Origin of the sequence: Desulforhabdus sp. TSK, from assembly GCF_022836495.1 — a bacterium.
GTDB lineage: Bacteria > Desulfobacterota > Syntrophobacteria > Syntrophobacterales > Syntrophobacteraceae > Desulforhabdus.
Genome location: NZ_BQXM01000049.1, coordinates 1 through 24,076 on the forward strand (window position 1 = coordinate 1; position 24,076 = coordinate 24,076).

The 24,076-nt window shown below is 56.0% G+C and carries 16 protein-coding genes; 8 read left to right on the top strand and 8 right to left on the bottom strand.

Going from position 1 to position 24,076, the window contains the following annotated elements; genetic code table 11:
• Positions 1-1,055: 1,055 nt before the first annotated feature.
• Positions 1,056-1,652 (top strand): hypothetical protein, encoded by a 597-nt coding sequence (locus MWC30_RS20020; RefSeq protein ID WP_244085978.1) that lies wholly within the window; start codon positions 1,056-1,058, stop codon positions 1,650-1,652.
• A gap of 87 nt (positions 1,653-1,739) precedes the next feature.
• Here the strand turns inward: MWC30_RS20020 and MWC30_RS20025 are convergent, their stop codons facing one another.
• Together MWC30_RS20025 and MWC30_RS20030 are read right to left on the bottom strand one after the other, a co-directional pair.
• Positions 1,740-2,864: a PAS domain-containing sensor histidine kinase gene (locus tag MWC30_RS20025; RefSeq protein WP_244085979.1), complete on the bottom strand. Its 1,125-nt coding sequence runs from the start codon at positions 2,862-2,864 to the stop codon at positions 1,740-1,742.
• Between the two features lie 351 nt (positions 2,865-3,215).
• Positions 3,216-3,542 carry a hypothetical protein gene (locus tag MWC30_RS20030; protein WP_244085980.1) on the bottom strand — a complete coding sequence of 109 codons (327 nt, stop codon included), beginning with the start codon at positions 3,540-3,542 and terminating at the stop codon, positions 3,216-3,218.
• A gap of 395 nt (positions 3,543-3,937) precedes the next feature.
• Between MWC30_RS20030 and MWC30_RS20035 the strand changes: the two genes are divergently transcribed.
• Positions 3,938-4,696: a serine/threonine-protein kinase gene (locus MWC30_RS20035; protein ID WP_244085981.1), complete on the top strand. Its 759-nt coding sequence runs from the start codon at positions 3,938-3,940 to the stop codon at positions 4,694-4,696.
• Entirely contained in the window at positions 4,626-5,093 is a 468-nt protein-coding gene (locus tag MWC30_RS23140) for an SUMF1/EgtB/PvdO family nonheme iron enzyme (RefSeq protein ID WP_368860904.1), read from the top strand. Before MWC30_RS20035 ends, MWC30_RS23140 begins: the two co-directional genes overlap by 71 nt.
• A 657-nt stretch (positions 5,094-5,750) precedes the next feature.
• Here the strand turns inward: MWC30_RS23140 and MWC30_RS20040 are convergent.
• Positions 5,751-6,920, bottom strand: coding sequence for a class I SAM-dependent rRNA methyltransferase (locus MWC30_RS20040; RefSeq protein WP_244085982.1), 1,170 nt, complete (start codon positions 6,918-6,920; stop codon positions 5,751-5,753).
• Positions 6,921-6,998: 78 nt separating this feature from the next.
• A complete protein-coding gene (locus MWC30_RS20045) occupies positions 6,999-7,268 on the bottom strand; it encodes a hypothetical protein (RefSeq protein ID WP_244085983.1) in 270 nt (89 codons plus the stop codon).
• Between the two features lie 418 nt (positions 7,269-7,686).
• On the opposite strand from MWC30_RS20045, the gene MWC30_RS20050 reads away from it, so the two are divergent.
• Complete coding sequence (locus MWC30_RS20050) at positions 7,687-8,361, top strand: TIGR00730 family Rossman fold protein (protein WP_244085984.1); 675 nt, start codon at positions 7,687-7,689, stop codon at positions 8,359-8,361.
• Between the two features lie 151 nt (positions 8,362-8,512).
• Here MWC30_RS20050 and MWC30_RS20055 read toward each other — a convergent pair whose 3' ends face one another.
• The 3 genes from MWC30_RS20055 to MWC30_RS20065 are packed head-to-tail and all read right to left on the bottom strand — an operon-like array spanning position 8,513 to position 14,466.
• Positions 8,513-10,003 carry an Rne/Rng family ribonuclease gene (locus tag MWC30_RS20055; RefSeq protein ID WP_244085985.1) on the bottom strand — a complete coding sequence of 497 codons (1,491 nt, stop codon included), beginning with the start codon at positions 10,001-10,003 and terminating at the stop codon, positions 8,513-8,515.
• A 1-nt stretch (position 10,004) separates the two neighbouring features.
• Positions 10,005-11,387, bottom strand: a complete 1,383-nt coding sequence (locus tag MWC30_RS20060) for a CoA activase (RefSeq protein WP_244085986.1) — start codon at positions 11,385-11,387, stop codon at positions 10,005-10,007.
• Position 11,388: 1 nt separating this feature from the next.
• Positions 11,389-14,466 carry an acyl-CoA dehydratase activase gene (locus MWC30_RS20065; RefSeq protein WP_244085987.1) on the bottom strand — a complete coding sequence of 1,026 codons (3,078 nt, stop codon included), beginning with the start codon at positions 14,464-14,466 and terminating at the stop codon, positions 11,389-11,391.
• 641 nt (positions 14,467-15,107) lie between these two features.
• Here MWC30_RS20065 and MWC30_RS20070 point away from each other — a divergent pair.
• From MWC30_RS20070 to MWC30_RS20085, 4 genes are read left to right on the top strand one after another with little or no spacing between them, the layout of a single operon-like run.
• Positions 15,108-15,947 (top strand): ABC transporter ATP-binding protein, encoded by an 840-nt coding sequence (locus MWC30_RS20070; protein ID WP_244085988.1) that lies wholly within the window; start codon positions 15,108-15,110, stop codon positions 15,945-15,947.
• Positions 15,944-16,678 carry an ABC transporter permease gene (locus MWC30_RS20075; protein ID WP_244085989.1) on the top strand — a complete coding sequence of 245 codons (735 nt, stop codon included), beginning with the start codon at positions 15,944-15,946 and terminating at the stop codon, positions 16,676-16,678. Before MWC30_RS20070 ends, MWC30_RS20075 begins: the two co-directional genes overlap by 4 nt.
• Positions 16,679-16,708: 30 nt before the next feature.
• Positions 16,709-21,136, top strand: a complete 4,428-nt coding sequence (locus MWC30_RS20080; protein WP_244085990.1) for a DEAD/DEAH box helicase — start codon at positions 16,709-16,711, stop codon at positions 21,134-21,136.
• Between the two features lie 49 nt (positions 21,137-21,185).
• Positions 21,186-22,901 (top strand): AarF/ABC1/UbiB kinase family protein, encoded by a 1,716-nt coding sequence (locus tag MWC30_RS20085; protein WP_244085991.1) that lies wholly within the window; start codon positions 21,186-21,188, stop codon positions 22,899-22,901.
• 27 nt (positions 22,902-22,928) lie between these two features.
• Here the strand turns inward: MWC30_RS20085 and MWC30_RS20090 are convergent, their stop codons facing one another.
• Positions 22,929-24,041 carry a hypothetical protein gene (locus MWC30_RS20090; RefSeq protein ID WP_244085992.1) on the bottom strand — a complete coding sequence of 371 codons (1,113 nt, stop codon included), beginning with the start codon at positions 24,039-24,041 and terminating at the stop codon, positions 22,929-22,931.
• Between the last annotated feature and the right edge of the window lie 35 nt (positions 24,042-24,076).

Sequence of the window (24,076 nt, forward strand, 5' to 3'; positions counted from 1 at the left end):
CGGATAATGGCTTTACGTACTTCACGCAGGCTCCTCGTAGAGGCTTTGACATTAACATCGTAATATCACTTATCCGATTTCGTTCATCATATCAACTTTGTTTGAAAATATTTGCTTGGGTACTTATAATACGGCGGGTGTACCAATTGCCGCGGGAGTATTGTATCCATTCTTTGAAATACTGCTCTCACCAATGATAGCTGCAGCAGCAATGAGCTTCAGTTCAGTTTGCGTGATCGGCAATTCGCTCAGACTGACAAGCTTGAAGTTGTAGTCTGCTCACGCTTTCTTGCATGTGGATACTGCATCTGCTGCCGGTCAGTCAGTTCCAGATTCGCGGTCTACCGAGCCTGTTCTACAAGGAAGGTCAGGCAGCCGTCACTGGGCATCGGCATGGCGGAACATTCACTCCGCCCCCTGTTCGTGGCCCATCTCCGGAGCCAGCAGGGGGCGGTCTAAAAACTCAAGAGCACGGCATTATTAGCCTCAACCTAAGGATCGCAAGCAATGAAGCTCATGGTTGACGCTCTCATTCGCTGGTGCATGAAGAACGCGTTCCTCGTTGTGCTCGCGGTCTGAGGGATGGCGGGTGCCGGCTATTATGCTCTGGCGCACATACGGGTTGATGCCATCCCCGATATCGGCGAAAAGCAGGTCCTCGCCCAAGTCGTGAACATCAAGAGCGTCTTCGGCCCCCAGGGAGATCAAGGGGGAGCACAGTCTGCTCGTTGGCTACGTTGCCATGAACGCCCACGAGCGGGACGAGGTCAGCGTGGTGGAAGAATCTGAGGCTTTGCTCCAGGCCGCGCACCGTGCCGGGGCCTCCAACTGTCGACCTGCACCTACTGGGAATGGAGCGGGCAGTTCGAAAACCAGGTTCGCGCTACAAAGCAGATACGTATCCTTCTGCCGGCCTGCCTCGCCATCATGTTCGTGATGGTCTATTTATCGTGCCTTGCCTCTTCTATGTTCACTTCCTTTATCATGGAGCTCCTGGTCTATCCCGCCATCTACGAGCTGTGGCGATGGCATTTTTATGTCAAAAAGGAGGCGGCATGAAGCGCTCATATATTCTCTTGCCTGTGCTGGGAGCAGTTTTGGGCCATCTTCTCCTGCACCCTTACACCATGCTGATATATGCCCTGATGCACTTCCGGTCAAATGCCGGTTCGCGGTTTTATTGGAAAGACTTGGCTTCGCAAGCCCTTGCGGCTTTTGACCCCGTGATGCTGCCCATGGGGGTTGCATTTGCTCTTTTTGGAGCCCTCATCGGATTGTTGACAAGTCTTCTCCTGGAGAGGAACCGGAGACTGCATGCAGCGGAGCAGGAAAACAGGGAGAAAAAGATTGCTCTCGACACGCTTAAAGAGGTCGTGGTGACTCTTTCTCACTATCTGCTCAATGCCAACATGATCATCGGCGGCAAGGTGCGCCATTGCCGAAAGGCAACCGCGGACCACAATCTGCTGGCTTCGCTTGCGGTCATTGAAGAGCAGGGAAGAAAAATCGATGCGGTCATCGACGCATTGCGACACAGCACCGACATCAAAGTGAGCGGCTACACGAGCGACGGCACTGTCAAGATGATCGATCTCGAGGAGGAGATCAAAAAGCGGATGAAGAATGGGAAGGCATCCAGCGAAAAGGGTTGAAACGCTCACAGCCAGCCGAAGGGAACCGGATGGCCCATCCTCTTCCTTCCGGATGGGAAGTATCTGAGATCAGATTTTCGATGGGTTTTACTTCATGGGGATAAGAAGCCTGAAGGTGATTCCGCCTCCGGAATTATCCAGTATTTCCACACGTCCTTCATGTGCTTCCACAATTTTTTTCACAATGGGAAGCCCGAGTCCCGTTCCCTCTTTCTTCATGGACACGAAGGGACGAAAGACCTCCTCTCTTTTCTCCACCGGTATCCCACAACCGTTGTCGCTCACGTCGATGATCAGTCGGCTTCCCTCCGCACGGGCATCCACAGCCACGGTTGAGCCTTCGGGAGAGGCCTGGATGGCGTTGGTGACGAGGTTGATCAAAACTTGTTCCATACGCACGGCATCGAGCGGCACTAAAGGGAAGGCAGAATCTGATGGGACATGAAGGATCACCCCCCTCTTCCGGGCCTCACCTTCGGCAACGAGAAGACTCCCCTTGATTAAGTTGCCCACATCTTCCATGGCTCGGTTGAGCTCGAGGGGCCTGGCAAAATCGAGCATGTCTTTCACCATGTTCTCCAGGCGCTGTGTCTCCTTGACCACGATGTCAAGCTTTTCCACATAAGGAGAAGGATCGCAGTGGCATTCCCGTGAAACCTGTTTTTGAACCAGGCGGGCAAAACCTCCAATAGCAATGAGCGGGGTTTTCATATCGTGCGCCAGGCAGGAAACCGCGCTTCCCATCGCCGCGAGTCGCTCGGATTCGACCAGCTGTTTGTGTTTTGCCTGCTCGCGATCCCGCATGATCCCGAGCATAGATGCGACCGAGTTGTAGAGCACCATTTCCATGAGGTTGGTGAGGTCGCTCGATGAGAAGCCATTCCAATGCATGATTGTAAAAGGAGTATAGAGCAACGTGATGGTCACCGAGGTGATAAGCCCACCTTTTAGACCAAACCAGAATCCTGAGAGGATGACCGGGAGAAAATAAAGGCCTTGGTAAAAGACGTGAAAATGACGAGCGCCAAGTTTGGTATGGTAGTGCAAAATGGTTGTGACAACGACCAAGACTTCAATTGTGGTCAATTTTATTGCCGGCCTGGAATCCCGCTTGAATTCATCCAACGCTCGTGACCGGTACTCCTTCAGAAATGCACCCATTTTCACAAAGCTACGATAGCGCCCCCCCATGTTCTCATTTGCTGTATTCATTATGTCCCTCCATAAAGCAACACATAAAACCGACGGCTAACCATCAACCATACATTCCTCCTTCGTAAATCCCCGGATTGCTAAAGCTTATCCGAATCTTCTCTCCATTTCCCTTACTCTTAACCCCGAGTTCAAACTATGCTTCTCCTCTTTTGCCCTGGCGTTCATGAAAATAAAACAAATAGACTATTCCCCGGGATCGGTCGCCCACCTCCGGAGCTTTCTCGTTTCAGCGGCCAGAACCCCGTTTCAGCAAAACTCCAATCATCAATTCTCCCGCGAGAAAAACGGCAGGCTCACATTCAATGAGCCTGCCTCTTCAACGAACCTACTCATTTGCTTCGTTCTGCGTTACGGCCGCCCCTTCCACCTACAGTATTGATCCCTCGTGAGCCGTCCATCTCCACTCGTGTTTGCCGAGTAGAATACTGTCGAACCGGACCCAACGGAACCCAGTCCCTTATGTGCTCCCAAGCCATCCCACGCTGCATGAAATTCCTGCTCGGTCACATATCCTTTGTTCCCAGCATCCATCGACATGAATTCCTTCTCACATCCCGATATCGCCTGATCACCTGCTGCCTTCGCGGTTGATTTGGCGACAGCCATATACCCGCTTCCAAGGGCAAGGAGCGCTGCAACGGTGATCACTACAAAAACACTGATCAGCATTTTCATTTCTACCACCTTCCCTTCTCGGGAATGAACCGATGGTCCTCATCCTTCCCCGCCATTCCCTACTTCCAAATACGTATCAACTCTTTATATCGAGAACGAAGTTCAATCACTGGACCTCAACTTTCCGGCTCAACCATATAAAATATATAAGGTTTTCAATCAGTAGCGTCAAGAACTGTCCCAACATCATTCCTCCAGACGCGGAATTGCTCCGAAGGCGATTCCCTTCCTGAACTTATCAAAGCCCCCAGCCGTTCCTGGTGCCCCTCGACGCACTGCATAGATCTTTTGATACTGTTAAAAGCTTGTTGGACGGAAAGATGCCCGGAATTGCCGAACAGACGGCCCTGCGTTATCATCTTGATAATAAACAATTTACAGGAGGCTTTCATTTCATGAGTAAAAGCACTGAGAGCACATTCGAGGTCGGGGCTGTACTCGATGAAAAATGGGTGATCTTGAGCTTTATCGGCAAAGGCGGAATGGGAGAGGTTTACCGGGCTCACCAGTTGAGCCTCGACCGGGATGTGGCCATCAAGATTATTTCTCCTGCGTTCCTTGACGAACTGAACGACAACGAATACGAGGCTGAAACCTGTTTAGAGCGTTTTAACCGGGAAATAAAAGTCATGGCTCGGGTGCGCCATCCGAATATCCTGCAGATCTTTGATTCCGGGTCCGCTACGGTAACTACGGACAAGAAGGATACGCGCATTGAATACCTCGTGGTGGAATATGTTCCCGGCGGAACGCTCCGCGCCACCATGTCGGCCCAGGGGTTCCACCCGGAAGAAGACCGGACAAGAGAGTGGCTTTTGAATTATTTTCTGCCCGTCCTTGACGGAGTGGCTGCACTGCATGAAGCAGGGATTGTCCATAGGGATCTCAAGCCCGAGAACGTTTTGATGGATGGGCAGACACCCAAAATCGCAGACTTTGGCTTGGCGCGGTGCGGTCGACTTGCACCCTTTACCCAGTCCATGGACATGAAGGGCACTCCCCCGTATATGTCTCCCGAGCATTTTCTGGATCTCAAGAGAACCGATGCGAGAGCCGATGTCTATTCTCTGGGGAAGATCCTCTATGAGGCGGTCTGTGCTCCCCACGGAGACAGAATGGCTCTACGCGGCCCAAAAAGGTGGGGAATTGCCTGATGCCTCCACAACTGCCGAATCCACCTCCTTTCATAACCAGCATATGGGCGGAGCGAGTGCGCAAACAAGTTCAACGGACCGCGCCAGTTCCTCTTCAACCGGTATAGATCATCCCATGATGCCCTCTCCCGTGATCACTCAAAAGCCTAATTTGCTGGGTGTTCGGGGCATGGACAGCTGGATAGGTGAATGGGTTCAGAGCGGCCTTGATGGGACTCAAGACGCAAAGAAGTCAAATGCGGCCTATATGGTTATGGGAGGAACGATGGCAAAGAGTGTGTGGACTCCAGTCAGATGCCCAAGTCCCCAGGCTATACCCATGTCCATCCGGCAGAGAGCCCAGACACTGGAGCAGAGCTTACTGGCGGAACCTATGACGGTTTCCTGCTCGAGCTGACAGCGATAACTACTTTTTATTTCCTTCACGAAGGGAATAACCAGATGGTTCTGGTCACTCCGGGTATTGATTATTCGAGTCATCAGAACATAGAAGTAAAAGACAGCTGCCCTTAAGATCAAAGGTGAGAATGGGTCGTTGCGCCATGATGAGGATTCCGGAAGGTGCCAGGTTTTGAGAATCGACCGATCATGAGATTCTGTTCACTCCAGATAGTTAAGGAAAGCGGCAGGGCCTCATCATGTTATGTATTTTGGGGTTTTTACGAAATCATCAAAGGTAAGATCCAGGAAAGCGGCACCCATGGGGAGTTGCTTCGGAAGGAGGGCGCCTATGCCCACCTCTGGACTACTCAGCAAGGGGAGCGGCCCCTCGGCCCCGCCTGGTCGTTTGAAAACCTACTGAGGGTCTTGCCGTCGAGAGAATATTCTGAGGACATTCTACCCTTACGCTGAATAGTTTTTGCTTTCGGCATTGGTCGCGATCGCGATGGTTCCCAAAAGCATTATGGGGTATGTAAGGCAATCCTTACAACGGTTCTATTCTGGTTCCCAACCCCACGGTGCAGATTGAAATGGACGGACAGGCAGTGGCAGGATGTCGATCTGCTCCCTTTGGCCTCGTCCAAAGAGTTGGGGGGATTTCCCGAATCAGAGTTCAGAAGACTTCCAGAAAATAGCATTTCAGATACTGGGTTTCGGGCATGGCCAGGAGGACAGGATGGTCCATGGCCTGGCCTCGTGCTTCCAGGAGCCGCACCTGTTTGCCTGCGGCCTGAGCCGCCTGCACCAAAACGTCACGGAAAAGATTTTCGTTCAGGTGATAGGAGCAGGAGCAGCTGACGAGGATCCCTCCGGGCTTCAAAGCCAGCATTGCACGGCGGTTGAGGTCCGTGTATCCTTTCCTGGCTTCCGGGAGGGCGCTCTTGGTTTTAACGAAGGCGGGGGGGTCCACCACCACCACATCGAACACATTTCTGCCGGCTGTCTTGAGATAATGAAATGCCTCGTCTTTCTCAAACGCACAGGACTGTTCCAGGCCGTTTTGCCGAGCATTCTCCTCCGCCTGGGCAATGGCCTCGGCCGATTGGTCCACTCCCAGGACAGCCTCGGCGCCGGCCCGAGCGGCCGTGAGTGCCCAGGCGCCGTTGTAGCAAAAAAGATCCAGGACCCGCCGGCCCTGCACCCATCGGCGGAAGGCCAGGCGGTTTTCCCGCTGGTCCAGGAAGAGCCCCGTCTTTTGACCTGCCAAGGGAGCGATCCGGAACTTTATTCCATCCAGATCGATCCAATAGTCCTCGGGGAGCTCCCCGTAAGCGACGCCCTTTACCAGGGGGAGACCCTCCAATGTGCGCACGGGGGTGTCGTGGCGAAAAACAAGCGCACGAGGATGGAAGACCTCCAGCAGAATCTCCTGGAGAAGGGGCTCCAGGTGGGACATGCCCAGGGTTGTGATCTGGTAGACCAGGATTTCACCATAGCGGTCCACCACGAGTCCCGGAAGGCCGTCGGATTCCCCGTAAACGGCGCGGTAGCATGAAGCCCCGGGACACAGCAGGTTTGCGCGTCGCGCGGCGGCCTTCTGGACGAGCTGCAGGAGGAAATCCCTCGTGGGCTCCTGGCCGGGAGGACCCACGAGCCGCACGGCAATCAAGGATTGGGGATTGATATACCCGACTCCCAGGGGAACGCCCTTGCCGGTGAAGACTTCTACCCAGTTCCCCGGTGTGTAGTCCGATAGTTTTTCGGAAATTTCATTGCTGAAGATCCATCGGTGTCCCTGAAGGATGCGTCTTTCCCGACCGGGTTGGAGGTGAAGCGCTTTCATGGCCTTATTCAATGTCCCTTCCAAATAAAAAAGCGCCCGTTGAGGGGCGCTCCGACAGAACGTTCAAAAACTCCTGCTTCAACTGGCTTCGGCGCGGATGGATTCCAGGACGATCTGGTAATCTTCATACATGTCGGCGGAACCTTCGATGACTTCGTAAAGGTCGTCCAGATCCATGTTGATGACCGCATCCTTGTCGGGGGATTCTTCTTTGAGCTCAATCCATATCCAGTCGAGGAGCATTTCTTCCGCGTCGTTGTATCCCTCTTCGTGCTTATCTAAAGATCCGTCAGCCACTTTCCTGGCGACTATTTTTATTGCTGATTTAACAAAATCCTTCATTTCCATTTCCAATGGCCTCCATAATTATTTTGCACCTCAACCCCCTTTCCTTCCACGAAGCTGTGCAAAGAAAAGCCTGGGAATCGCGTGAGGTCGTCGATGATTTCTCAAGCTACATAGCCTATTTCCAGGGGTGATTCAATCTATTTATCCGTTTCTTTCAACACCGGCGCCCATTTTCAGGGCCTTGGAAAAGTTTTTTCCGTCGGCTGATTTCCCCTCTCCAGGGCGGCCTGTTACGTCAGCGCAGTCGAAGCGCTCATCGGCTGCAATCCATCCAGGGATTCCAGCCCGGAGAGTCTGCCCGCTCCTTCCAAGGGTTTGAATCTATTCCTTGATTTTCTTATTCTTCCTTTCTAATATGCTTAGCTTTCCCCAAGAGGGCCTCACAACGAATGAATCTTCCTGAACCTGAGAGGATGCGATGCTGAAAAAAAATTCCGTAACGCCCGAGAAGCAGTACGTGATCGATGCCATGACCGTCAACGACTCCTGGCGCCTTTTCAAGATCCTGGCGGAATTCGTGGATGGCTTTGAAACCCTGGCGGACATCTATCCCGCCGTCTCCATTTTTGGATCGGCGCGGGTGAAGCCCGGGGATGAGACGTATGAAAAAACCGTCGTGATCGCCAAAAAACTGGCTGAAAGCGGTTACCACATCATCACGGGTGGAGGGCCTGGAATCATGGAGGCGGGGAACAAGGGAGCCCGGGAAGGGGGAGCCAAGTCCGTGGGGCTCAACATCGTACTTCCTCTGGAGCAGGAGCCCAATCCTTATTCCAACGTGAAGATCGACTTCCAGTATTTCTTCGTGCGCAAGATGATGTTTGTCAAGTACGCTCAGGCCTATATCGGCATGCCGGGAGGGTTCGGCACCATGGATGAGATCTTTGAAGCCCTGACGCTCATCCAAACCCGGCGCATCAAGCCTTTTCCCGTCGTCCTGGTGGGCAAAAAATATTGGGAGGGGTTGCTGAAATGGGTGCGGAGCGAACTGGTGGGGGGAGGGCTGATCTCGCCTGACGACCTCAATATCCTGACAGTGCTGGACGATCCTGATGAAGTGGTGCAGACCATCAAGCGCTACGTGATTGTTTAGGAAGCAGGGGGCGAAGAAATGATGCCCCCTTACCCTCCCGTTTTTGGAGGAGCGGCATCCTGCCGCGACAAAGTGTGCCGTGGTTGGCTCCCGTCACGGCTGGAAGCCGTTCCTGCAAAAAAATGGCCGCCTGATCATCGTGCTGGGGGATTCAGGTCGACGCGGGAGCCGTTTCCCGCATGACGAATTCCAGGTGCCCTTCATGAGGGAGAAGCGCCGGAGACCCCTCGATCAGGATGGTGGTCTTGTAGCGCTCTTCGAGGTTGACCAGGTCGATGCGCTTCTGGTTCAGAAGGTAGTTGGCCACATCGACGGCAAAGGTTCCCTTCACCGACGCGGGTTTTTTCTGCACCAGGGAGAGCCAGATCTTTCGGAAATAGCAGAGGGCGGTGGCTTCGCGGGAACGGGTCATGCCCGTGCCCTGGCACGTGGGACATTCCCTGTAGGATCCCTGGAGGATGTTGAGCCCGAGGTGCTGGCGGGAAAGCTCCAGAAGTCCGAAACGCGAAATGCGGCCCACGGTGATCTTCGCCTTGTCCTTCTTGATCTCCTCCTTGAGGCGCCGTTCCACGTCGCGCATGTGGCGGTTTTCGCGCATGTCGATGAAATCGATGACGATCAATCCTCCCAGGTCCCTCAGGCGCAGCTGGCGGGGAATTTCCGCAGCCGCTTCCATGTTGACCTTGTAGACCATTTCCTCCAGGGCTCCTTCACTGCTGGTGCGCCCTGAATTGACGTCGATGGACACGAGGGCTTCGGTGGGATCGATGAGCAGGTGCCCGCCGGATTTGAGGGGGACCTTTTTGCGGAAGATCTGCTCGATCTGGTCTTCCAGGTTGTACTTGCTGCAAATGGGAGCGTCTTCCTTGTACTGCTTGACGATCCGCTCCTGCTTCGGACTGATGATGCGCAGGAAATCCTTCACCTGGCGGTAGACTTCCCGGTCGTCCACGAGAACGGATTTGATGTTGGGGTGGAAGTAGTCGCGGATGACCCGTATGGCCAGGTCCTGTTCTTTGTAGATGAGGGAGGGGGAGGGGGATTCCTGAACGAGCTTTTTGATCTCTTCCCAAATGCGCATGAGGTGATTGAGATCCTTGGCGACCTCTTTCTTGGTTCGATTTTCAGCGGCGGTGCGAATGATGATCCCGACTTCCTCGGGAATTTTGAGCTCCCGGGCCAGCTCCTTCAGCCTCTCTCGATGCGCTTCGTCCTCGATCTTGCGGGATACGCCGCGCTGGGATTGACCCGGCATGAGGACGACATCGCGTCCCGCCAGGGAAATGTAAGTGGTGAGCAGGGCGCCCTTGTTGCCGATTTCCTCCTTCACCACCTGCACGAGCACTTCCTGACCCGCCTGGATGACGTTCTGGATGCGCACGGGCTCGACCGCCTCCGCCTGGTAGTATTCCGGATGGATTTCCGGGAAGGGGAGGAAACCGTTCCGCTCTCTCCCGTAGTTGACGAAAGCAGCCTGCAGACTATGCTGCACGTGAGTGATGATTCCCTTGTATATGTTTCCCACGACTTTGCCGCGGGTTTCCGTTTCGATGAAAAAACTCTCCAGGGTTTGCCCTTCTACGAGCGCCACACGAAACTCTTCAGGGTGAATGGCGTTGATGATCATGGTTTGTTGGGTCATTTTAATGCCTTAATGTTTGTCCCGCTCTGCGGGATGCCAGATGCTGTCCGGCTTGATAAACGAAAGTGCGCAGGGCCACCTCCCGATTGGGCTGGATGGCTCCGTCGTAGGGGGCGTCAAGGTAAGGAATCTTCCTTTGATCGAGGAGTGGCTTGAGGACCGCGGCACAGATGGTGCTGGGCATGCAGGTGAAGGGAAAGACATTCACAATGCCGTCGAACCCGTGATGCACATGCTCCAGAGCACCGCCGATGCTCAAAGCCGCCTCGGTACCGATATCGAAATTGAACAATCTCCCGCCTTCCAGCCGGCGCTCCAGGGCGCTCACCGAATGGTCGGGCTCGATGTCCAGATGCTTCAGAGCGAGTCGGTACACCTGATTCTGGCGCCAGGACTGGTAAATGCTTTCGATCCTGTTGGCCATCCACTGGCGGAAGATCTGCCGCAGGAGCTTGTGATCGCGGCTTCTCCATGCAAGCTTCCATTGACGCTGTAATTTTCTTGCCCGAACGAAAGTAATGAAGTTGACCCATTCCCCGATGGATGCGTCCACCACCTCTCCACCGAAGCGTTCGAGCTGACGGACGATATTCTGATTGGAATCGGGATGGCTGCGCAGGTAAATTTCTCCAACGATGCCGATGCGGGGGCGCCTCGGTTGATGGGGGTCGATGAAGGAGGCCGCCGTGGCGACGATATCCTCCAGCAGGGCGTACAGCCGATGGAGCTCAAGGCCGGCTCCCACCCTTTCGATGAGGGCCGCCATGGCTTGGAGGGCCTGCTCCATGAAGGCGTCCGTCATGCCGGTGCGCCACTCGTACGGGCGGACCCTCCAAACGGTTCGATCCATCACATCGGCAAGGATAACCGACACATAGCTGAGCCTGCGGAGGGTGGATGCCTTTTCAGGGGGCATCAGGCCTTCCGTGGAATAACCATTCTGCGTGGAAATGTAGACAATGGGGACCTCTTTGAAGGTTTCAAAGCGATCCAGAACCAGGCGCTGCAGCTTGTTGTACATTCCGAAGCGGCAGGGGCCGTCTGCCTCGGGAAGGAAATAAACATACCGCGCCGGGTCGAACGCCGTCCCCCAATGCTCCTTTTCCTTTTGAAGATGGTGCAGGATGTCTCCCAGCGTCACCTGGCAGGGAAAGCATTCCTTGCCCGAAGTGAACTCCCTGCCCAGGCTCAAACCCTTGTACGTATCCATGACGACCGCGTTCGTGCCCAGGGCGCGGAAGCATGCTGCAAGGAGGTGCGATGCAAAGGGGGCCATTTCAGGGATGAGCAGGGTTTTTCCTGAAATCTCAACGTGCTTGACTCCTTCACTGAGTCGATGGAAGGTGGGGGAACCTGGGCGGAGAGCGGGGGAAGCTTCCATCATGCTAATCTGCTCCGAGGACGAGATCGTACGGATGGGCTTCCGACATGCTGCCGCCCCCTTTCCCGCACTCCTGAAGGTTCTTGACAACATTCCTGTAGGCTTCGAGCCGCGTCAGAATTCCCGCCACGGCGCTATGCTCGTCCAGTTCCAGAATGAGAGCGGGTTTGTCTGCCAGAATGTGGCGATAGAAATGTTCGATGAACGAATCGGCTCCACAGCTGAAATTGCTCAGGTGAGCTCCGTACCAGTTGGGATGCTGAGCGATTTTCTTGGCCGTTCTCAGGATTTTGGCTCCAAGCCCCCAGTACATCTTGGGAAAGTCCTTCAAATCTTCGGCATCCAGTTCCAGGTAATCCATGGGCAACGCCTGGATTCCCAGCCTGGACAGATGCCTTCCCAATTGAAGGTTCAACCTTTCATCGTACAAATTGTAAGGCCTTCCGGTGACGATCCACAGCGGCTCTTCGGGCGAAGCCCCCGCCAGGAAGGACCGCCCGCGCTCCAGGAGCTCCCTGCGGAAAGCCGTTTGCGCTTCCCATGCCGTGGCAATGGCCCGTTCCAGTCGTGATGGATCGGGGTACAGGTGCCTGGGGAAGCTCTTTTGAAACGAGGGCACGAGATTTTCCGGCCCGTCCTTCAAATAGAGCGTCGGCCGGATGAGCCGATGGTCGGGAATCTCCAGCGCTGCCCGCACCATGTACTGGGAGCTTTCCACCAGGGGGCAGAAAAATCCACTCTCCCGGGATTCCGGCACCGGCATATTGATGACATTGGGCAGGAACAAATAGTCGCATCGCTCTTGCAAATATCGCACATGACCGTGAAACACCTTCACGGGAAAGCAGGTTTCCGCCGTCATGCTCTCGACGCCGCTCAAGGCAAGCTTCGCATCCGTCGGTGGACTCATGACCACCTGGTAGCCCAGCCCGGCGAAAAGATGCGACCAGAAGATCCCCCATTCCAGCGTGTGCAACGCCATGGGAATTCCCACCGTGGGACCTGCGGGGGCAGATGATCCTTCGGGGGATTCCGAGTACAACAGCCGCCTCTTCTCCAGGGCTTCCTGAAACAGCTGCTGTCGTTCCAGGAAGAAATTCCTCCGTGGGACGGCATCGTGCCGACTCACTTCGTAGCGGCCGCAGTCTCCCCCCCAGATACTTTTGCGCCCGGTAAAATTGTAAATTTTCAGTTTGCATTCGTTGTGGCAGCCCTTGTCCGCCCTGCAGATGGTTTCGGAAAATTCCACCCGGGTATTTGCCAGTGCTTCCAGGAGGTGAGGCGGGTGATCGATCTTACCCTGCCGGTAAACCTCACGCACCGCCAGTGCAGCGCCATAGGCCCCCATGACCTCGCGATGCCGGGGTACGAGGATGGGTCGGCCCAGGATATTTTCAAACGCTGCCACAATCCCCTGGTTGAGTGACGGGCCGCCGAGGAACATGATGCGGTCGCCGATGGCCCGTTTTTCCACGACCCGGTTGAGGTAATTGTGGACAATGGCATAGCAGAGCCCGGCGATGAGATCTTCGCGCCGTGCTCCCTTCTGAGCATATCCCGCCAAATCCGATTCCATGAAAACCGTGCAGCGCTCAGCCAGGTGCACGGGGCGGGAGGAGGCGAGAGCGATCTCCTGAAATTCCTTCACGATATTGATCTTCATCTTGTTGGCCAGCTCATGAAGGAAGCTGCCGGTCCCGGCCGCGCAGACCTTGTTCATGTCGAAATCCAGGGGATGGGTGTTTTCAATGTGGATGTACTTGGAATCTTGTCCCCCGATTTCAAAAATCGTATCGATGGAAGGGTCCACAGCCACAGCGCCCCGAGCATGGGCGGTGATTTCGTCTATGACGAGATCGGCGCTGAGAAAATCTCCCACCACATTCCGCCCTGACCCGGTTGTGGCCAAAGCCACCAGGCGTACCCGCTCCCCCACTTCCTCCATCAGCGTGCGAATGAGGTTCTGAGCGACCTCGATGGGTTTACCGCGTGTGGGAATGTAGCACTTGTGGAGGAGGTTCCCTGAGTCGTCGATCAATGCGTACTTCGTGGAAGTGGAACCGATGTCCATCCCGAGATAGGCCGCCGGAGGACCGTTCCCGTGATTGGGCCATGGAGGGAGGCTGTTGTCCACCTCGAAGCGAGTCAGCCTCAGCTCGAGTTTTTCCCCATGGGGGAACTGTGCTTCCGTTCCAAAGCCCTTCTGCTCCAGCCTGGAGAGATCCACCCGGTTGCGGCGCCCGGCTTCCTGCGCCTGCAAAGCAGCCCCCAGGGCTCCCAGGGAGGTGTGATGGGGAGGGACCTGGATGCGGGGAAAATAATGCTGAAACGCACGCACCTGGAGGGCGTTGGAGGCCATGCCTCCAATGAAAACAATGGGCTCAGCCAGCCGGCGGTTCCCCACAATGGTGCTGACATAATTGGCGGCATTGCCGTAATGCAGGCCGGCAATGATATTGGGGAGGGATTCGCCCTTGTTCTGCAGATGAATCATGTCCGATTTGGTGAAGACGGTGCAGCGGCAGGCCACGGGGGCGGGATAGGTGCTGTGCATCCCCTGGGCGATGAAATCTTCCAGCGTCTGCTGCAGTTTTCCCTGATCCATCTGAAACTCGGGACCGTACAGGGAAAAAGCCAGTCGCTCAGCCTGCTGATCGATGAAAGACCCCGTTCCCGACGCACAGGGGCCGTTCATGTTGAAGGCTTCCAAATGCCACCGGCCGTCGAAATGGGTGAGCTGGAACAGCGCTGCGTCCTGGCCTCCCATGCTGATGATCGTGTGGACTCCCGGCACGACATGCATGGCTCCCACCACCTGGGCGATGGTTTCCACTTCATGGGGAGCTCCCAGGATCTCGGCCGGCATTTGACCCAGGACCCCCGTGAAGGATATGGACCGGAGCGCATCCGGGTGCTCGATGAATGGAGCTGAATAAATGCTTTTGAGAATATGGAGGGTTTCTTCGTAGACCAGTCCAAAATGGCGGAGGTAGGGTGTTTCCAGCACCACCTGCCGGTGCTCATCGATCACCATGCAGTTGATACTCACTGAACCCACATCAATCCCTACGTCATATACCATCGATCCATCCTCGTCGCATCGCTCGTGTCTTCATTGCTGCTGTTCATCGGAGCTGTTCATCGAGTTGCTCATCCACGGCTACGGAAGACAGTCCTCGGATGTCCAGAGGACTCCCCGTGGGGAGCATCTCGATGCACCTGCCGTAACCGGGGAAATCGCATGCCGGCTTTCCATGCCCGATTTCATATGTAGCGTAATATAGAGTTTTTGGGGTGATCGTTCAATCCTGTAATCACACTTTGAGTCTTCCGGGATTTGGAAAAGAGAGCTCGTGGAAATGGAAATTTCCCTTGACTTGCCGTTTCCATGACGAAACATTGTCAGGAATATGGAAAAGCGCGTGTTAATGGTGTATTTTTTCAAATTCGCGCCTTTCCCGGCGCACCGATCCCGGGGATCGCCCTGTGAAGCCTGCCGGCAGCCGCTGCATGCTGGACGGCGGTGAAGCGGAGCTCAAAGACCGGCGGGGGCGCGGGACAATGCTGTTGGCTTAACTTCCGTTCGTCATTCCGGCGAAAGCCGGAATCCAGGAAAATAAAGACTTTTTGGACCCCGGTTTTCACCGGGGTGACGTTGAGTCAACAATATTGGGGGCGCGGGATGGCGGCAGGCTGCGGTGGAGGAGTCAAAACAGTCACGGTATGATCCGAATCGAAAATTTGAAGAAGAATTATAGAACCATCGAGGCCCTCAAGGGTGTCAATCTCCAGGTGGGAGAGGGCGAAATTTTTGCCTATCTCGGGCCCAACGGCTCGGGAAAGACCACCACCATCAAGATCCTGACCGGACTGGCCTCCCCTTCTTCCGGGGACGCTTACCTCAGCGGGTATCATATCCTGCGCCAGACCCTGGACGCCAAAAGGCAGTGCGGCCTGGTCCCTCAAACCATCAACCTGGACCATGAGCTCACCGTATATGAAAATCTGAACATACACGGAAAGCTGTTTCATATGCGTCGCAGGGAGCGCCTGTCTCGCATCGACGAGCTCCTGGAGTACGTGGATATAAAAGAGCGCAGGGACAGTCCCGTCAAGCAGCTTTCGGGGGGGATGAAGCGCCGCGTGATGGTGGCCCGGGCACTCATGCATGCTCCGCGGATTCTCTTTCTCGACGAGCCTACGGTGGGTCTCGATCCCACCATTCGCCGCAAGATCTGGTCCCTCGTCAAGAAGATTCAGCAGAGCGGCTCGACCATTTTCCTAACGACACACTACATCGAAGAGGCTGAATTCCTGGCGGATCGTGTGGCCTTTCTGGAAGCGGGCCGCATTGTCGCGCTCGATGCACCCCAGGCGATGATGGGGCGCCTGGGAGCCTGGGCAATGGACGAAATTGTGAATGGGGAGATGGAAACCACCTATTTCAAGGGCCGGGAAGAGGCCAACCGGCATGTGGCTCTGCAAAAAGGGAGCTTCGCCCTGAGGCGGGTCAACCTGGAAGATGTCTTTCTCTCCGTGACGGGAAAGAAGGTTCAGCCATGAGAGGGTGTCTTGCCGTCTACGAGAGGGAGATGCTGATTCTCAAGAAAAAGCTGGCACGGCAGCTTGCCTCCATGTCCGTCGGGCCGATCCTCTACCTCATCGCTTTCGGCCTGGGAATGGGGAAGGATGTGCAGGTCCACGGACGGCCCTACCTGGAATTCCTGATCCCGGGCCTCGTGGCCATGAGCAGCATGACCCAGGCTTTCGCCATTGCCAGTGAAATCAATATCGCCAGGTTCTACTGGCGTATATTTGAAGAATTTCAAGCGGCGCCCATTCGGAATATCGCCTATGTCACCGGGGAAGTCCTGGCGGGCATCACGCGGGGACTCCTTTCCATCGGGGTCATTCTCCTCATTGCCCTCATCGCTGGAATTGCGCTGTCCTACAATCTCTTCTTCTGGCTCGCCGTGGTCCTCAACAGCTTCGTGTTCGCTTCCCTGGCCGTCTGCATGGCCATGCTGGTGAGATCCCATGCCGATCAGGCTCTTCTCACCAACTTTTTCATCACCCCCATGGCCTTCCTGGGGGGGACCTTTTTCCCGGTCGATCGTATGCCCCTGTGGGTCCAGAAGGTCCTCGATTTCTTACCCCTCACCCATGCCGCTCATGCCATTCGGGGCGCAGCCTACGGTGAGACTCCCCAGCCCTTTTCCTATCTGCTTCTTGCAGGCCTGGGCGGCATGCTTTTCGTCCTGGCTTTTTACTGTGTCAGTAAGGCCAAGGAGTAGCCGAATCCGTTCATTAGAAAGGGATTGAAGTTGTCCATCAAGAAAAATACGATCGAAAGCTTTCTCGAAGCCTATGAAACCCTTTTACCCCTGGAAAAAACGGTCCTGCAGCTGTGCTCCGTCCTCTACGGTCCCACCAATCCGGATACCATCCTCAAGTGCCTGCTGAAGACCGGAATTTCTCATGAAGATGAAAATGGGAGGCCCCTGAAGCTCACCTCGGTCCTTTCTCCACTGAGCCGCCTTCGGTCCATGGGCTTCCTGGACAAGACGTATCGTTGCCACCCGAGTTTCATGGAAATCGCTTCGCGAAAGGCTCTGGCCATTCCTGCCAAGGTGGTGCTGCAGGGGGCTGCAGAAAAGGGCAAGACGAAGGCGAAGTCTGCCAGGGGCAAAGAATCGCTTCCTCAAGACAACCGCTTTTGTGCGTCCTGCGGGAAACGCATCGGGGTGGCGGGGGTCAAGACGCCCAAAGGGCTCGTTTGTCCTTCCTGCGCCGCCAAAGAGCAATACCGGGTGGCGGCCAGGTCGGCACAGCAGCCTCGCACGGAGCCGCCTTTTCCCCTGGAGGGTCTGCAACGCTTCGGCCATTACGGATTGATGGTGAAGGCTGTGCAGGAGCTGCTGCCCCTCAGAAATTACTTTAGCTACAGCGCGGCGACAGCGTATTGCTGGGACGTGTTTCGAGACCTCCGCATCGCCGTCACTATCGGAAACACGTCATTATATCGCGAGCGCATGGATCAGCTCTATTCCCGGTGCGGGGGGAGTCATACGTCACAGCATCCCCTGGTTTCCATCTGCAACAATCCCTTTGATGCCCAATGGTTCCTGACCCTGACCCCGGATCTCCAGGTGGAAGCCCTCCTCCAGATCATCTATTACGGCGTCACCCAGGCTATTCCGGATACCGATGCCGTTGCTTTTGCCATGGATCCGGGATATTGGAGCGTTCTGCCCGAAAAAAGCAAGCCGGTTCTGTTTTACCTGCTGGCCTATCGCCACATCCTTGGAGGCCGGCTGGAGGTCGCACAGCGTCTGTGTAATGAGATCGAGGAGTCTCCTTATGCGGCCGGTATCATGGGAGGAATCTATTTCGTCCAGGGGAAAAACGACGAAGCCATCGAGTCTTTCGAAACGGATCTCAAGAAGCTTCGCAGGCTGACAGGGAGGCGAAAAACCTACTACAAGGGCCTTCTCGGGCCCCTTTTTATCCTGGCTCTTCTCAAACGCCACGATCCGGCGCTCCAGAAAAAGGTGGAAGAGTTTCTCCAAACAGCTCTATCCAATGAAGACAGCATATCTTTCATGCACTCCATTTACGGCGCTCTGAAAATCATGGCCCACATTCAATCCTACGAAACCGAAGTGGCCCGGGCGCTTTTCGCCCGGCACCAGGAGAAGGGGGCCTCCGACGTGGCGGTCTTGTTTTCCTCCATTGCTGCGTACTGGTTGGATGGGGAATTGAGCCAGGAAAGGATCGATGCTGTCAGCAGGCTCTTTATCAATGCACGGGATGTGGATTTGAAGTGGCTGGCCATGGAATGCGCCGAGCTCCTCTGCCGGGCGGAGCAGACCACGCCCATCCGGGAAAATTACATTCAGAAGGTGCGGGAAGAGACGGGCATGCAGTCGTTCGTGTCCGCCCTCAAGGTGGAGGAGGCCTGGGAGAGGAATCTCAACGCCCTGATCCAGGTGGCCGCCCAGGACCGCGGAACCCCGGTGAGAGCAGCCGAGAACCGTTTGATCTGGCTGGTGGACTATCACGATGGGAACCTGTCTCTACGCCCCGTGGAGCAGAAGCTCACTGCCCGGGGTACCTGGAGCAAAGGCCGCTCGGTTGCCCTCAGCCGTCTACAGAGCGGCTCGGGCCTGGACTACCTCACGCGCCAGGATCACCGGATCCGTTCGACGCTCAAAAGGGAGGATTATTACTACAGCGGGGCCTATGAATTCGACATGGAGAAGACACTGCCCGCCCTGGTGGGGCATCCTTTGATTTTCCTGGAAAAGGCGCCCTCCGTGAATGTGGAGTTCGTCAAGGGAGAGCCTGAAGTCCTGGTGGAGCGCTCATCCCAGAAAATCAGGGTCAAGCTGTCCACACCTTTGGAGACGGGTCATACAGTGCTGGTCCGCGAGACTCCCACGCGATTCAAGGTCATCGAGCTCTCGGAAGAGCATCGGCGCATTGCCAAAATCCTTGGGGAGCGCGGACTGAGTGCTCCCGAATCGGCAAAAGAGCAGGTTCTGAACGCGGTTGCCAGCATTTCATCCCTCGTCACGGTCCACTCGGAGATCGGGGGTATGTCCAAGGACATCGTGGAAATCCCGGCGGATCCCACGCCGCACCTGCACCTGCTCCCTGCAGGGGCAGGGTTTCGACTGGAAATGTTCACCAAGCCTTTTCGGGAGGGCGGTCCGCATCTCAAGCCCGGCGCGGGGGCATCCAATGTCATTGCCGAAATAGACGGCAAGCGCATGCAGACCAGGAGGGACCTCAAGCTGGAGGAGCAGATGGCCGAAACGGTGGAAGCGGAGTGCTCCGTGTTCGCCCGGCTCCCCGAGCCGGATCGGCTCTGGTTTCTGGAAGAGCCCGACGACTGCCTGCAGGTGCTGCTGGACTTGAAGGAAATGCAGGAAAAGGGATCCGTCATCGTGGATTGGCCCGAGGGAGAAAAGCTCAAGGTCACCCGTGAAGTCTCCTTTGACCGGCTGCGCCTGAAGATCCGCAGCAGAGGCGACTGGTTCGATCTGAGCGGTGAAGTGCGCCTGGACGACAACCTGGTCATGGACATGAAGCAGCTGCTGGAGCTCCTTCAAGATACCCGCAAGCGCTTCATTCCTCTCGGGGAAGGGCAGTTCGTGGCCCTGACGAACGAATTCCGCAAACGGCTCGAGGAGCTGGACAGCTATGCAGAAAAGCGGGGGAAATCCCTTCGCCTGCATCCCCTGGCCGCACTGGCCATCGAAGACTTCACGGAGCACCTTTCGGAACTGGATGCCGACAAGGCATGGCAGCTGCGCCTTCAGCGCATCAAGGACGCTCAGGCTTTTGCACCCGTTCTTCCGTCCACCCTGAAAGCGGATCTTCGCGACTACCAGGTGGACGGCTTCAACTGGCTCGCGCGGCTCGCTCACCTGGGTGTGGGGGCCTGCCTGGCCGACGACATGGGGCTTGGAAAGACCCTCCAGGCTCTGGCCGTCATCCTGGATCGCGCTCCGCAGGGTCCCACGCTGGTGGTGGCTCCCACGTCCGTTTGCATGAACTGGGTGACCGAAGCCAATCGCTTCGCTCCCACGCTCAATCTTATCCCCTTCGGCAGTGGAAACCGCGCGGAGACGGTCAAGAATCTCAAGGAAATGGATGTCCTGGTGGTCAGCTACGGCCTGCTGTACCAGGAAGCGGATCTCCTTTCCTCCGTCGAATGGCGCACCGTCGTTCTGGATGAGGCTCAGGCCATCAAAAACATCGCCACCAAGCGCTCCCAGGCGGCCATGGGACTGAAGGGGGCTTTCAAGCTCATCACGACGGGGACTCCCATAGAAAACCACCTGGGAGAATTCTACACCCTCTTCGACTTCATCAACCCCGGGCTTCTGGGCTCTCAACAGCGATTCAACGCCCGCTTCGCCGTTCCCATCGAAAAATACAAGGACAAGGACGCCCGAAAACGTCTGAAGAAGCTGATTCAGCCCTTCATTCTCCGGCGCATCAAGTCTCAGGTCCTGGAGGAGCTGCCCCCTCGGACGGAAGTCATCCTGAGAGTGGAAATGGATCCGACGGAGATGGCCTTCTACGAGGCCCTGAGGCTGCAGGCATTGGAAAGACTGGAAAAAGACGAGGGCCCCCAGGGGCAGAAGCATCTAAAAATTCTCGCTGAAATCATGAAGCTGCGGCAGGCCTGCTGCAATGCGAGGCTGGTTATACCCGAAAGTAAAATCCCCAGCTCCAAGCTGCAGCTGTTCGGCGAAGTCATTTCAGAGCTCCTGGAAAACGGACACAAAGCCCTCGTTTTCAGCCAGTTCGTGGGGCACCTGAACCTGATTCGCGAATTCCTCGATGCCCGGAAAATCGACTACCGCTATCTCGATGGCTCCACTCTGCCCAAGGACCGAAAAAGCGAGGTGGACGCATTTCAAGCCGGCCGTGGGGATCTCTTTCTCATCAGCCTCAAGGCGGGTGGACTGGGTCTCAACCTGACAGCCGCGGATTATGTCATCCACATGGACCCCTGGTGGAACCCGGCAGTGGAGGATCAGGCCTCGGATCGCGCCCACCGCATCGGGCAGGTCAACCCCGTGACGGTTTATCGGCTGGTGACCCAGGGCACGATTGAAGAAAAGATCGTCAACCTGCACCAGCAAAAGAGAGATTTGGCCAGCAGCCTCCTCGACGGCAGCGATCTCAGCGGCAAGATCTCGGCCGAGGAGCTCCTGCAGCTGATCCGGGAAAGCTGAGGCCGGCCAGCACGCATCGAGCAGAGCCAGGCAGGAAGGGAACACGGATATGAATTTTTCCAAGGGACTGTCCAGTGTGCGAGGAATCCGGAGATTCGGGACCATCACCCGCGTCCTCTTCAAGCACGGTCTCGGAGATGTGGGGGAGCGTCTCTTCAGCGTGAGGGATGGAAAATCCCGGGATGAGGCGGATGAAGAGCATCTTTTCAAGGCGGGCTTTCCTTCTCCACGGCGCATTCGACTGGTGCTGGAAGAATTGGGGCCAAGCTTCATCAAACTGGGCCAGCTCATGAGCACACGGGCGGATCTTTTCCCCCCGGAGTACATCGAAGAATTCAAAAAGCTTCAGGACAGCGTCCCGCCCATTCCTTTCGGTGATGTCAAGGCAGTCATCGAAAAGGAACTGAAGCGCCCTCTGGATTCAGTCTTCGCGTCCTTTGACCCCGACTCCATTGCCGCCGCATCCGTGGGACAGGTGCACATGGCCCGGCTCTTTACGGGAGAAAAGGTGGCGGTGAAGATCATCCGTCCCGGCATCGAGAAGAAAATCCGGGAAGATGTCCGCCTCATGTACAATCTTGCCGAAAAGGTGGAGCGAGCCTTCGAAGTGGGACGGATCATCGGAGCCGTCAACCTGGTGAAAGAATTTGAACGCATCATCTTCAGGGAGCTGGACATGCTCATCGAGGCGGGGAGCATCGAAAAATTCGCTTCCAACTTCAAAGAGGATGACGAGATTTATATCCCAAAGGTTTACTGGGAACAGACGACCAAATCCGTTCTCGTCATGGAGCACATCGACGGCATCAAGATGGACGATGTGGAGCGCATCCAGGCTCATGGCATCGATCCCAGGGATGTGGCCCTCATCGGCCTGCGGTCTTTTTCACGCCAGCTCATGCAGTTCGGATTCTTCCACGCAGACCCCCATCCCGGCAACACCATCGTCATGTACGATGGACGCGTGAGCCTCGTGGACTTCGGCATCACCGGGTACCTGGACGACGAAACCATGCGGCAGATCGCCAACCTCTTTCTGGGATATGCCGAGCACGATTACGACATGATCATGGATGCCCTCCAGGAAGCGGGCCTCATCAATGACGAGACCATGGACCTGACGGCGTTCCGCATAGACCTCAAGGACATGAGCGAGGCGTTTTACGGGCGCTCCCTGCAGAATATTTCCGTGCGGGATGTCTATGACCAGGTCATGCAGCTGGTCCTCAAGTACCATGTGCACCTGCCGAGGAACCTCATGCTGCTCCTCAAGACCTTCATCCAGACCGAGGCCCTGGGCAAAATTCTCGGCAGTGACGCCAGCCTTCTGGAGGTCACCCGGCCCTACGCCAGGCAATTGCTGCAGCGGGGTATCGACGCCCGGAGCATGCTGAAAAACCTCGGCCGGGACGCCCGCATTACGGGCGGCTACATGAAAACCGTACCGCGCTATGTCCACGACATCCTGAAGCAGACCGCCCGTGGAAGGCAGGCAATGGAGCTCAGGCACACAGGCTTTGAATCGCTGAATGCCGGATTGGAAAAAAGCGTTAATCGGTTGACGGTGGGTATGATCATTGCCGCATCCATTATCGGCGGCGCCATGATTCTCAATTCAGGGCAAAAAATCCTCGAATTCACGCTGGACTGGCTTGGTTTTCAAAATATTTCCCTCACGGCGCTCCTGGGCGTCATGGGCTACGTCGTGGCCACGGTTCTGGGGCTCTGGCTGGTCCTCTCCATTTTCCGTTCCGGGAAATTGTAGCAGAAACAAGGAAGGCCCATCGGGGCTTCATCCCTTGCTCCTGCCAAGAGAGAGAAAGACGGGCGGGGAATCGGGAAGGTCCCGTGCGAAGAACGCTTCTTCGCTCTGCCCGTCCAGGCAGCGGGCCAGGCCCTCGTGGGTTAGCTTTTGGATCACGGTGAGGGTGAGGGTCAATTCGTTCGCCGGCGCCATTGCGCCCTTCTTCACCAGGGGCGCGGCATGACGCTGCAGTTCACCGATTCGCTCTGACAGTTTTTCCCTCAGGGCGGGGTCCCCCGGAGCCTTCAGGACGGCCTCCAGGCTATCGCCACAGGCCTGCAGCAGCCCAGTGCCCTCCATTTCCTGCATCCAGGGATGGACGTGTTCCGCGGGGACACGGCTCAGGCTCGGAATGGAGAAGAGAGGCATCTGCAGCAGCTCCGGGGAGAAACCGGTGCGTTTGCTCTCCTTTTCGACGGCCTCGAGAATCCCTTCCAACGCTTCCGGGTCAAGGGTGACAAAAACGGGCAACGCTTCAGGTCTTTTTGAGTAAAACAGGCGGAGCCAGCAGAGGGTGCGTTGGAAAAGCATGAAGCTCGGGGCCGCTCCGTCGGGCAGGAGGGGTGGACTGAGGGCACCCATGGAGTCTTCGATCTCTTCGATGCTCTCCACGCCGAGTATCTTTTGAAACTCCCCTTCAATGTTTTCCGCCTGAGCAAGGTCGGTGGCCAGTTCCAGTTCCTTTTCTTCGAGGTCGCGTGCGATTTCCATAAAGACCCCGGATTCCAGGAGCTGCACCGACCGGTCCACTTCCCGGGTTTCGGAGCCCTTTCCCTTCAGGCTGCCCTGGATGTCCAGCCGGGTTTCAGGGGAATGGCGTGCCGTCCAGTCCCGGGCCATGGAGGCCATGATGCCGTCTTCACCGTGGAGGCGTGCAAAGTCCTGGTATCCTTTCCAACGCTGCGAGATGGCATCGAGCAGGTCCGGTGCTTCGATGACGGACCACCCGGAGACGCGCTCTTGAGCCCAGGGGGGGACAGCGGGGGGACGGATGACCTGGAGGAAGAACAGGTGGGGGAAAAGCATGAGAAGATCCGATAGCTCATGCTCCGCAACAGTCAAACGGGGAAATAGAAAATAACGGAATGCCGTCGATGTCATTTTTTTCTCTCTTGTTTTGAAGAGTTTTATATTCA